This window comes from Psychrobacter sp. CX16 (assembly GCF_057396245.1).
The window spans coordinates 139,988-152,515 of the sequence record NZ_JBXYJF010000001.1 but is presented as its reverse complement, the minus strand read 5'-3'; the positions used below and the strand labels follow the sequence as shown (position 1 = coordinate 152,515).

At 42.3% G+C, this 12,528-nt stretch carries 10 protein-coding genes; 4 read left to right on the top strand and 6 right to left on the bottom strand.

Features of this window, described 5'->3' with window-relative positions; translation table 11 throughout:
- Positions 1-58: 58 nt before the first annotated feature.
- On the bottom strand, positions 59-667 hold the full coding sequence (locus AC2SLM_RS00615) for a LysE family translocator (protein WP_486551337.1): 609 nt from the start codon (positions 665-667) through the stop codon (positions 59-61).
- A gap of 115 nt (positions 668-782) precedes the next feature.
- Here AC2SLM_RS00615 and AC2SLM_RS00610 point away from each other — a divergent pair, with 115 nt between their 5' ends.
- From AC2SLM_RS00610 to AC2SLM_RS00600, 3 genes are all read left to right on the top strand, one after another.
- Positions 783-1,685, top strand: coding sequence for a LysR family transcriptional regulator (locus AC2SLM_RS00610; RefSeq protein WP_486551335.1), 903 nt, complete (start codon positions 783-785; stop codon positions 1,683-1,685).
- Positions 1,686-1,750: 65 nt separating this feature from the next.
- On the top strand, positions 1,751-2,203 hold the full coding sequence (locus AC2SLM_RS00605) for a GNAT family N-acetyltransferase (RefSeq protein WP_486551333.1): 453 nt from the start codon (positions 1,751-1,753) through the stop codon (positions 2,201-2,203).
- Positions 2,204-2,296: 93 nt separating this feature from the next.
- Entirely contained in the window at positions 2,297-3,451 is a 1,155-nt protein-coding gene (locus AC2SLM_RS00600) for a MalY/PatB family protein (protein WP_486551331.1), read from the top strand.
- A gap of 302 nt (positions 3,452-3,753) precedes the next feature.
- On the opposite strand, the gene AC2SLM_RS00595 is transcribed toward AC2SLM_RS00600, so the two are convergent.
- A complete protein-coding gene (locus AC2SLM_RS00595; protein WP_486551329.1) occupies positions 3,754-5,661 on the bottom strand; it encodes a BCCT family transporter in 1,908 nt (635 codons plus the stop codon).
- A 757-nt stretch (positions 5,662-6,418) separates the two neighbouring features.
- Here AC2SLM_RS00595 and guaA point away from each other — a divergent pair.
- Positions 6,419-8,011: a glutamine-hydrolyzing GMP synthase gene (gene guaA / locus AC2SLM_RS00590; RefSeq protein ID WP_486551328.1), complete on the top strand. Its 1,593-nt coding sequence runs from the start codon at positions 6,419-6,421 to the stop codon at positions 8,009-8,011.
- Between the two features lie 181 nt (positions 8,012-8,192).
- On the opposite strand, the gene AC2SLM_RS00585 is transcribed toward guaA, so the two are convergent.
- The 4 genes from AC2SLM_RS00585 to AC2SLM_RS00570 all read right to left on the bottom strand — a co-directional run bounded on the left by AC2SLM_RS00585 (position 8,193) and on the right by AC2SLM_RS00570 (position 11,951).
- Positions 8,193-8,477: a tetratricopeptide repeat protein gene (locus AC2SLM_RS00585; RefSeq protein WP_486551326.1), complete on the bottom strand. Its 285-nt coding sequence runs from the start codon at positions 8,475-8,477 to the stop codon at positions 8,193-8,195.
- A 27-nt stretch (positions 8,478-8,504) separates the two neighbouring features.
- Positions 8,505-8,852, bottom strand: coding sequence for a hypothetical protein (locus tag AC2SLM_RS00580; protein WP_486551325.1), 348 nt, complete (start codon positions 8,850-8,852; stop codon positions 8,505-8,507).
- 70 nt (positions 8,853-8,922) lie between these two features.
- On the bottom strand, positions 8,923-9,582 hold the full coding sequence (locus AC2SLM_RS00575; protein WP_486551324.1) for a GDYXXLXY domain-containing protein: 660 nt from the start codon (positions 9,580-9,582) through the stop codon (positions 8,923-8,925).
- Entirely contained in the window at positions 9,582-11,951 is a 2,370-nt protein-coding gene (locus tag AC2SLM_RS00570) for a DUF4401 domain-containing protein (protein ID WP_486551322.1), read from the bottom strand. The genes AC2SLM_RS00575 and AC2SLM_RS00570 overlap by 1 nt, the downstream gene beginning before the upstream one ends.
- Positions 11,952-12,528: the final 577 nt, after the last annotated feature.

Below are 12,528 nucleotides of genomic sequence, written 5' to 3'. Positions count from 1 at the left end.
ACCTAAATCTAATATGAAGTCTTAAAAACCTTGAATTTTCTACCTTAACTTTAATATCCTACCCAATATTCGAAAACAACAATATCCCGCCCAATAATGCCAATATAATCCCAATCACACGATTGATGGTCACCTGACGGCTTAGCATCTTGGCTCTTAAATGCTGTTGTGAAAACAGCAGTGCAACCAAAGCAAACCAAATAAAATGCATCAATGACATAAAGGCACCATAACCAATTAATACAAGGGTGGGTGTGGTGACGCTCACAATTTGAGTATAAGTGCTAATCACAAACAAGGTCGTCTTAGGATTAAGTGCATTGGTAAAGAACCCATTGCGTAAAGCTTGCCACGGCTTGATAGGTAGTGAGTTGGCTGTCTCAACAACCGGTAACTGAACAAAGGTCTTATAGCCGATATAGATTAAATATAACGCGCCTAGATATTTAATAATGAGCAAAAAATTGGGCGCAACCTTCATGATCACAGTCACTGCGACCAAGGTATAGGTGACGTGTACCAATACACCAAGAGCAATACCGATAGACGTTAATACGCCAACGGAGCGACCGTATAGGTAGCTGTTTTTGGTGACGATAGCAAAGTCAGCGCCTGGGCTGATGACCGCCAAAATTGTAATAATAATGACAGCATAAAATTCGGTCATAAGGATCACCTGTTTTACTTTTTAGAATAGATGATGGATTAATTCGTTGTATCTTGGCACGGCTGTCTATAAACTAAAATGGATTAATTGGCATGATTATTTATGAGATTATGGAATGATAGAGAAGTGTTCACTAAATGGTTTAAAGTTCTTCTATTTCGTCGCCACTTATGAGAGCGTTACGGTCGCTTCTCAAAAGCTGTTTGTGACTCAAGGCGCCGTTAGCAAACAGGTGAAGAACCTCGAAGAGAGCTTGGGCGTCGCACTATTTGACAGAGTGAACAAATCATTTCGATTAACTAAGGAGGGGCAACAGCTGTTTTCATGTTGCCAGCAGATTTTCCCTCGTTTGGATGCGTGTTTGATGGAAATAAGCCATCAAAACCCTGACAATAATCAGAAAAAACAGTTGGTACTGTCGTGTGAACCTACCTTATCTATGAAGTGGCTAATTCCTCGATTGAGCAAATTTGGTCAATTAGATTTAGGCTTTGAGATTGTATTACTGACGGGTGGCGGTGCGGTTGATTTTAAAGAAAAGTCGATTGATTTGGCGATACGCCGAAACGACTTTGAATGGGGTGATGATATTTATCAAGAAAAGGTAATTGATGAATATATCGTGGCGGTGCGTAACTCTAGACTTGAGGATAACCAAACCATTTTGCTGTCTGCATCGAGGCCAAATCTATGGCAACATATGACAAAGGCTCAATTGTTAGACAAGAGACTATTGGCTTACAAACATCTGCTACTTGAGCACTTTTATCTGTGTATTGAGGGCAGTTTGGCAGGCTTGGGTACGGCTATTGTATCTATTTATATGATAGAAAAAGAGCTGTCTAATCAGTTCTTAGAATGGGTGCAACCCCCTGTTGCGGACGGCTCTGCTTATTATCTATTATCAGACTCACCTTTTTATGAAGATAAAAGAAAAGTGCTGTTTATGAACTGGTTAAAACAAGAGATGCGTAAAAGCGAACAGCAGTTTATGACAAAGGCGCCCAGCTCAATCTAAACCTATCTTAACGGATAGGCTATCACTCTAAAATCTAATAATAATCTTCAAACAAGGCCAATCCCATGAGCATCCGCCATATGACCGTCGACGATTATGAGGCTGTATACCAGTTATGGATAAACACGCCCAATATGGGTTTAAATGATGTTGATGATTCAAAAGAAGGTATAGCAAGGATGCTTAAGCGCAATCCGACCTTAAGCTTTGTGGCAGAAGTTGAGCATGAAAAGGGTAAACAAATCGTCGGTGTGATTATCGCAGGAGAAGATGGGCGACGCGGCTATATTTATCATACTGCGGTGAATGTCGATTATCGCAATCAAGGTATCGGTGAGGCATTAGTCAATCATGTGATGAATGCAATGAAAGCATTGTCCATTAGCAAAGTTGGGTTGTTTATTTTTCAGCGTAATGAGATTGGCAACGCATTTTGGGAGCGATTGGGCTTTGGTGTGCGTGATGACTTATACTATCGTAATAAGGCAGTCATTGAGCTTGAACGAATTGATACATAAGACAGCCAATTAAATCAGGCACTTAAAACAACCACTTTGAAATTTTGATATTCAAATAAAAGAACCTAAATCACCTTAGACGAGAACCACACCATGCAATACAACTTTGATGACATTATCGATAGACGCAATACCGGCTCAATTAAATGGCATTATGAAGATGACACCATTCCATTGTGGGTAGCGGATATGGATTTTAAGGCAGCGCAGCCTATTTTGGATAGCATTAGCCAGGTTGTTAAGCATGGCGTGTTGGGTTATACCAAGCAGACTGACGCGCTGTATGACGCCATTATTAATTGGCACAAGAGTCGTTATGGTCTGACGCTAAGCAAAGAAGATATCCTGTTTTCACCGGGCGTGATACCCAGTATGTCACTGATGCTGAACTTGTTCACCGAAGTAGGTGATGCGGTATTAATCAATGATCCTATATATGCGCCGTTTGTCATTAAGACCAAACTCAATGGCTGTAAGGTCATCAACTCGGCATTAAAAGAAGTGAATGGGCGTTACGAGTTTGATTTAGCGGATATCGAAGCCAAAATTAAAAAGCACAAAGTAAAGGTGTTTTTGCTGTGTAATCCGCACAATCCAGGCGGGCGCGTGTGGACCAAAGATGAGTTAAAATCGATTCTTGAGCTGTGTAAAAAGTATCAAGTGGCGATTGTCAGTGATGAGATTCACCAAGATTTGACGTTAAGCGGACATCAGTTTACGCCACTTTTGAGCTTAGCGGATGACTATCAGCATATGGTGGTGAGCCTAACCTCGATGACCAAGACCTTTAATGTGGCCGGTATCAAAGGCTCGATGATCTTTGTCAAAGACAAGGCGCTACATATTCAAATTCAGAAGCAACAAAAGCTCAATGATGAATATGAGCTTAATTTATTTGCTTATGCAGCCATGCAAAGTGCCTATGAGCAGGGCGGTGAATGGCTTGAGCAAGCGCTGGCGTATATCGAGAAAAATATCGATTTCACCATTGATTATCTCGCCACTCATTTGCCTGATATTAAAGTAATGCGTCCAGAAGCGTCATATCTGATTTGGCTTGATTGCTCAGCGTATGGCGATGATGATAAAGCCTTGTATGACCAGTTAAGAGAGTCCAAAGTAGAGCTCAACTCAGGCATTCAATATGGACAAGAAGGGCATTTAAAACTACGTATCAATGCGGCGTGTCCACAGTCGATATTACAGGAAGGGCTGGCTCGAATGAAGCAAGCGCTAGTGGGTCATTAATTTAGATAGCAATTAAATAGCTACTTAATCGACTGCGACTTAATTGAAAACGCAAAAGGGCTGGATTAAATGATTAATTCAGCCCTTTTGCATTCAAACGATAGGTATTTATTAAAAGCGCTTAATTAGGGCGTGTCCTCAATTCGTACGATTACACTTAAATGGGCTAAAAATAGCTAAATCTTGCCATACTGCCTCAAATAATGGGTAAATATCTCGATATTTACAGCATTATTTTCCTTGTCTGACTGCGATTTATCTTATTTTTATTATCATTTTCAAAAAAGAGGACACGCCCTAGATTATTTATCCAAATTTTGCTTATTAAGGGTGTCAAGCCTTTCTTCTTCAGCAATCTTGGCATCTTCATCTTCAATCATATTTCCCCACTCTTCTTGCTGAGCCAGAACTGAGCCTTCAGGCGCTTCAGAAGTAACGCCCTCTTCCCAAGGTGCGCTGTCAGCAAGCTCTTCAATATGAATGGTCTTGAGGTTGTAATCTGGCTGATAATGAAGATCATAACGTGCGGCTTTAATCAGTGACAGCATCATCATCGACAAGATAATAATCAGCGGTGCACCGGCGACAATGGACGCCGTTTGTAGCGTTTGTAGGTCGCCTAAGAACATTAAAATTGCAGGCAATAGACACAAGGTAAATGCCCAGAACAAACGGTTCCAGCGGTGTGGTTCGTCATCGACTTCTTTTTGTACCACTGACGCTAAGATATACGAGATAGAGTCAAAGGTCGTGGCCGTAAAGATAACCGCTAAGAAGGTAAAGACGGCAACAACGAGATAAGACAGCGGTAAGCTGTTTAAGATAGCAAAAATGGCTGCTGTCGCTGATTCATTGTTTAAGATACCAATCACATCAACGATACCTGACATCTGTAAATACAGACCATAGTTACCTAGGATAATCATAAACATGGCACAGCCCATAGAGCCGTAGAACATTGAGCCGACGACCATATTTTGGATGGTACGACCACGCGAAATCTTAGCAATAAACAGACCAATGGTTGGTGCAAATACTAACCACCATGCCCAGTAAAACACGGTCCAATCTTGCGGGAAAGTGGTGTGCTCAAAGCCAAGGCTACCAAAGTCTTTAAACGGTTCGATATAGGTCATCATGCGCGGCATTTCGGTAATCGAGCGGCCGATTGCTTCAAGACCTGTGTTTAAGATAAAGACCGTTGGGCCGGCAATTAGAATAAACAATAATAGGGCGATAGCAAGGTAGAAGTTGATATTCGATAACTTTTGAATACCCCCTTTTAAGCCTTGATAAGCACTATAAGCGAAAATCAGGGTGGTGATAAATAACACAGCCAACTGCATGGTGATATTACGCGGTAAGCCAAATAGGTTGTACAAACCTTCGTTAATCAGTGGCGAGGCCAGACCTAAAGTGGTTGCACCGCCGCCGACCATACCGAATACAAACAGAACGTCGAGCATTTTTGCCCAGTTACTGTTGGCTAATTTTTCGCCCAATAACGGCATTAAAGTCTGGCTAACTTTAAGCACTGGCGTTTGACGCACATAGTAGAAGTAGGCAATTGGTACCGCAGGTACGAGATAAATCGCCCAAGCTACCGGACCCCAGTGGAAGATACCGTAAGTGGTCGCCCAACGGATAGCATCAGGTGTACCCGCATCAAGATTAAACGGAGGGCCTTGGTAATAATAGGCCCACTCAATCAAGCCCCAATACAAGATACTGGCGCCAATACCACCACAAAACAGCATGGCAGCCCAAGAGGCATCACCGAACTCTGGCGAGTCCTCTGGACGGCCCAGTTTGATTTTTCCGATATCAGAGAAAATGATGTAAATCACAAACATCATCGCCAATACGCCAAAGGCAAGATAGGCAAAACCGAAGTTGATGGTCACAAAGTTACGTGCTATGCCAACCCATTCTTTACCCTGTTCTGGATAAAAAATAAGCGGGATACAGATGGCAAACAGAATCGCCAGTACCATACCGAAGGTGAATTTATCGATACGGGTATCGGGGACGTGACCGGGTCTGCGCTGTGATATCTCCATATCAGCCTTAAAAGTGCCGAGACGAGGCGGTTTGCGATGCGCATTGGTGGTTTTGATAAAGTCTGGCAGGTATTCCTTCGTTTCCTTGGTATACCTAACCGAATTCTGCACGGGTCGTTGACCCTTCTTTTTATCATCAGGGGTAGTCACTAATATCTCCTATAATTGAACAAATAATATTTTCCAGCGATAGCTAATCGCAGCAAGTCAGTGGATAACCGCTTGTCTGCTTGTTTTTAGAGAATAAAGTTAAACTCAGTTTAACAGTCAATGTGGATTTAGCAATTGATTTAATAATATGATGCGCTATGTGCTCTGGCGAATAACCAGCCATATTGCCAGTTATTATCCAGAGATGGGTCAATGAGACTAATAAGACAGTATGACTGTTTCGATAACTGGCAAAGAAGGCCAGAGGGGGATAAGAGTATGTTACTCGTTTTGGTTTTAATCTAATAAATCAGTATGGCTGCTGCTTTATTTTGACCATCTGCCGCGCATAATCATCAAAAATGAGAATAAAATCGTAGTGACAATACTCAATATAAAAATATAAGGCAAATCTTGGCCCAATGACAAAATCATATTTAATAAATAATTAATAATAAAGACGACAACAAAGAATATTAAAATAGCTTTTATTTTCATAACCACGGTCCTATAAGCATGTAGGTGTTATTTATTATTGGCTGCAGCAGGGCATAAGCGCTGTGCAATATGTCCTAAAATAGACATTAATCTCTATAAATTAGCATTTTGCTAGTGAAGTTGCTGAGACAATCACCATAATAACCTAGAATCTTGTTAAAATAGACACCAAATTATTTTTGCTGATAACAAGAGATAATTAGGGCGTATGATGCCCTAGCGACTCAAGACATCACCCACCCAAAAATCGGATGACATTATGACCACAGCCACACCCGCTATCAAACAAGACCGTATTTTAATTATCGATTTTGGCTCGCAGTACAGCCAGCTTATCGCCCGTCGTGTGCGTGAGTCTGGGGTGTTTTGTGAGATGTATCCTTATGACATCGATGCCGACCGTATCAAAGAATTTGGTGCTAAAGGCGTTATCTTATCGGGCGGCCCAGAAAGCGTGCACGATGCCAATAGTCCAAGAATCAATCAGGCTCTATTTGATTTAGAAGTGCCTATGTTAGGTATTTGCTACGGTATGCAGGCCATGGCCGATCACTTTGGTGGCAAAGTTCAAGCCAGTGACGTACATGAATTTGGCGCAGCGACCATTGATGTGACTGGCACCAGTGCGCTACTTGAAGGCATTGCCGATGAAAAAGAGCGCCGCCTTGACGTTTGGATGAGTCATGGCGACAAAGTGGTTGAAGCCCCAAAAGGGTTCGATGTGATTGCCAGCACGCCAAGCTGCCCAATCGCAGTAATGGTTAATGAGGACAAAAAATACTACGGTCTACAGTTCCACCCCGAAGTGACCCATACCTTGCAAGGAGATGTGTTGCTATCACGCTTTGTGCATCAAGTGTGCGGCTGCGCTGGCGACTGGACACCAGACAACATCATCGATATGCGTGTTGAGCAGATCAAAGAACAGATTGGAGACAAGCAAGTTTTATTAGGCTTATCAGGCGGTGTGGACAGCTCAGTGGTTGCAGCATTATTACACAAAGCCATTGGCAAACAGCTTACCTGTGTGTTCGTCGATAACGGTCTATTACGTCTGCACGAAGGCGACCAAGTGATGCAAGTATTTGCTGAAAACATGGGCGTTAAAGTGGTACGTGTTGATGCCGAAGACCGTTTCTTGGACGCACTAGCAGGCGAGGCAGACCCTGAAGTCAAACGTAAAATTATTGGTAAAACTTTCATCGATGTCTTCTCTGATGCCGCGCGTGACATCAGTCAGGGCAGCGACGGTAAGCCCGTTGAATTCTTAGCACAAGGTACGATTTACCCAGATGTCATCGAATCTGCCAAGTCGCACCAAGGCAAAGCACACGTGATTAAGAGCCACCATAACGTGGGCGGTCTGCCAGAAGATTTACAGTTTGAATTGGTTGAGCCATTACGTGACTTGTTCAAAGATGAAGTACGCAAGTTGGGTAATGCCTTGGGCTTACCGCACAAGATGATTTATCGTCATCCGTTCCCAGGTCCAGGTTTAGGCGTGCGCATCTTGGGCGAAGTCAAAAAGGAATACGCCGATATCCTGCGTCAAGCCGATGCCATCTTTATGCAAGAGCTTGAGCGCTCTGGTTGGTATGAGAAGACCGCTCAAGCATTTGCGGTATTCACTCCAGTGAAATCTGTTGGCGTGGTCGGTGATGGTCGCCGCTATGCGTGGGTCATTGCGCTTAGAGCAGTTGAAACCATCGACTTTATGACAGCTCGTTTTGCGCATCTGCCGTATGAACTGATTGAGACCGTAAGTAACCGTATTATGAATGAAATTGCGGAAGTATCGCGTGTGACCTATGATGTGTCGAGTAAGCCGCCGGCGACGATTGAGTGGGAGTAGGTTAGTAAACCAAATATACGCCTATTACTGCGTCAGACTCGCTTAATGCACTTGATGTGCAATCTGCGCTTGTATTCCTTGTACTAGACGCCTATTTGATTTCCTATACAGTTTATATCAAAGCACCCACTTGGGTGCTTTTTTGATTTTAATAGACTTTTTCAAAATCACTATATATAGTCTAAAACCCGCTAGTATTTAAGCGTTTATAGTTATCGCAACCCTTTTGACTGCTGTTATCACATGCCTTGCCAAACCATTCTTTAGCCATACTATAACTTTGTCGTAGGCCTAGACCATTTTCATACATCACACCTAGATTATTTTGAGCAGCCGCATTACCTTGGTTAGCGGCTTTGCTATACCACGCAACGGCCTTGGTATAATCTTGTCTGAACCCTAGGCCTTTTCTATACATTTGGCCAAGGTTAACATAACAATACCTATCGTAGCGAAATAAACGCACACTTTTAAAGCTTACTCAGTGTCAAAATTATTCCGACATCAGCCATCGTTCACCATCCCATATAGCGTCACTATCATCAAGGTGGACATGCCATGTGGCATCCTTAATCACATGACGTATTTCAGATAAGCAGGCAAGCCAGTGGTCAATGGAATACAATATTGCGTGAATATCATCAAGCAAAGATATTTTTACTGAACCGGATAAAATCTCGTGAGGCTCTTCCATATCGTATTCATACGGCTCGAAGGTTTCAGTATCGTCAGCATATTCAAATTCGTTATTATACTGATTGATGATGGCATCTATTTTAGACTGTTCATCTTCTGTTAACTTAGTATCACGTTCTGCTGTGTAATAAATAGAAACACCCATAACTTATTCCTTGTTATTTGAAGTAGTTTTAACTATGCACTATTTTCTTATACATAATCAAGATTTAATATTACAAGTTGCCGTCACTACTTTTATCCTCATCACTTTCGAACTTACCACCCTCAATCACTTCAAACTCGCTATCGACCATATCGGCTAACAACGGCTCACCTTGCTCGTTCATCCGAAACAGACCATATTCAGCAGACTCGTAGTCTTTTGCATGACCTTCTTGGAAGAAAAAAGCATTGGTCGCAAGTTTTACGTTGCCACTGCGAACTCGAAAGTGGATAGCCATCTCATCAGATGCAAGGCGAGACTTATCAAAGGTGCTCACTGATTCAAAGGGTACCAAGCGTTCAAAATGGGCGACGTTACTGTCATCCATTTTGACAATGGCAACACCATCACTGTTGCGCCAATAGGTTCGGACTCTCTTTTCATTATCATCACGATTCTTTCGTATTTCTTTTAACGCCTCAGTAATGTCATCGGCAAGCGCAAAATGAAGTGCCATATAATCGCCTTGCATCAGCCCTCTAGGGTCAACCGGAGCCATCTCTAGCAATATAGGAGTGCCTGTTGTTAGATGCGTTTCGTATTTTTTAATCGTAACGTTCATGATTACTAAAATGGCTATCAAGGTTAGCAGAGCGATACCAACTTTAATTATTGGAGACAGTTGTTGTTTAGCTAGGCGATAGACGGTGTTTAATAAGCTCGTATTCATTATCCCTGCTCCTTATCGTTGCTCGGAGTGTGAGTGGTTAGTTGGTCATTTGCTTGGCTAGATTGTTGACTGCTTTCTTGACTGGCATCTTGAATGATTGAAGGCGTTAAACCCGTATGTTTAGCAAAATATTTACTAACCAATAGCCAACGTATCAGCAGCACCGCGATACCAACGCTTAGCATTGATAAAGACTTGACCAGCAGTGTGGTATCCAGCTGGTAGTAATACCAAAAGACGTAGCCCACTAAGGCAACTAGTGCCAATGCCATGATTCGTTTTTGCTGATTTGCCATAGCAATCACAATCACCAGGCACGTTGACAGTAGTCCTGAAACATAGACCGACAATATGCCTAATACAACGACTGCACTGGCAATAATGATGCCCGTTCTAGAATTTAAACCACTGTGATAACGGCGCAACAAAATATGGGTGGCATACAGGCTGACAGCTATAAGCAGCCCTTGGGCTAGAGGGTAGTGGTAATAAAACCCATTGGCTGTGTTGACAATATCAGGGCTGTATTCAGCAGAAATAAACAGCACTGAAATGACGAGCAATAACAGCATACTGGCGTAACCCAAAGGCTTTAATAATGCCAATGCTCGGCTACGTTTGGCGGGAGAAACAAACTGCAAAAATTCAGTAGATTGTAAGCTAAAGACACACAAAACGAGTGCTAAAAGGGCTGCGGAAGTTTCTGGGGCATTATAGTAGGCAAGTAGCCATATGACACACCCCAGTGCGTTTACCGAGTTATAGAGACGGTGTAAAAAGTCGCGAACGATGACATACAGCAGGAGCTGTAAGCTTAAAAACGTAACCGCTCTTAAAGGCTCGGTGTCCAAGGCATTAAAAATGGCGTAGCCCAAAAACAATTGACCCGCTATGCTAAAAGAGTAAGCGATGCTTTGTACAAACGTTTTGCTTGACTGATTGCTTGACTGATGGTGGGGCTGAGTAGGGTCTTGGTTTGGAGTGTGGCGTTCTAGTTGATTGTGATACTGAGGGTTTTGTTTGAATGTAATGATAGCAATAGCCAACAACACAAAGCCAATAATGGCTTGGGCGATAGGGCTATCTAGAAGATCATTAAATAATAAAACGATTACTCCAATGATTAAACCGCCTGATATCAGACCGCTAAGCCCTAAAAATAGATGCAGATACCAGGGAGTCGCATCATCGTTGTCTATCTCTGTATAAGTCGTGGGAGCAGTAGCCACTGCATCAGAAGGCGGTTGTGAATGGTAATTTTCTAATGATTTATTTTTTATTTTAATTACTGACCGAAGCCAAGTTACCGCTGTGGCGCTAATACCAGTCAATAATATGGCTAATAACATAATTCCAAAAGCATCGAAGTCTCTCAAAAGTAGGTCTGACGCCCACACCATGACCACACTAACGATTGAACCACATAAGTAGGTGAGCATTAAGATGTCAATGTGCTTAACCCTAAAGCGCCAATACATATATCTGACAAAGCCTGCCCAAAGTAATAGGGTCACGATGTTTGAGACAATATCACCGTAGTCTAAGACAATAAACATGCCCAAACGAGTGGCATAAAAAGTAGCAACGGCGCCAACAACATACGTGCTCCAATGATACTCTGTATTGAGTAGACGATTATGAAGTCGCATGTCTTGCTCAATATCTTTATGTTCAGGAACAGATTGATTGAGCGCTGGTTGCTCGGCTTTATGATCGGCATTGTGCGATGCACTGTGTTCAGCATTTATTGAGTCAGCTTGAGCTCGATTGGGCATAAATGCGAGCCATAAAGCAAGCGCTGCCATGTTTAAAAATGCAGACATTATGAGCCAAACCGTCTCTATATCAAGACCTACAAAACCATGCGTGGCAAACCAAAATCCAGCGGTATTAGCTGATAACATTAAAACCAAGTTGAGAAGACCGAGCCAAAGTAGCCAAAGCGAGGGCATACGGGCAATAAGTACCCAAGGGGTGATAAACAGTGCCCAATTAAAAAATAGTTGCCAAGTGTCAGCCCCTGTTTGATAAACCTGTCCAAATAAAGCCAATAAACTGCCAGTAGCAACACTGGCTATAAATAGCAACAGTTGTTGCGCAAACTTGTAACGGCGCTTGTAAGCAAGGAAACTATAGCCTACGATACTGGCAATTAATGCCACTTCAACCAAAGCAAACTTACCCATTTTGCCCATATCAGACCAGTTGTAGGCAATAAAAAACACCAAGGCCAATATCACGGCGATAGCGCCAATAATGAGCAGTGATTTATCAAAAAATGCTAACCAAGTTTGACGGCTAGGCTGCGGAGTAGACTGGGAGCCGGCAGAGGAGGTAGAAGGGTGAGTAGAAGTTACTCTCGAGGGCATAGTAGGCACATCCTATCGTATTAGTTGTTATTATTTCTAATTTAATTTAAGTTGCATAATAGCATTTATTAGGATGAGTCATGGTGACTATGCAACGCCTAGCGATATGAGTGTGAGCAGTTTCTTGTCTTGCATTGAAACCCAAAAAGCACCCAAGTGGGTGCTTTTTTAATTCTTATGCCGAGGGGGTTAAAAAGAGTTGGAAATGAAGTAAGTTAAAAACAGTAGTGCCGATAAAGCAAAGTTAGCGAGGGCACTTGTTCGCAAGGGTTTAAATCTTGGGTTCTGTGTATCAAACGATATTTGATACAACCGAATCAGATATATAAAGCCTGTAAGTAGGACGATAAAGAAAGGATATAAAGTGACGGTAGAAGTGAACTCACTACCACTAAAGTCCGCTATCATAATAAATAGCAGCTGAAAACTACAATAGAGTATCACTATGATGATGATAAACTTTAACCAAAATATCGCTTTACTCTGTCTGTAATCGGCTCGAATTCTATCCAATAAATCCATGTTGTAAACGTCCTTATTAGTCTCTTGAACCCGTTACTCAGTACTTTGCCTGCTT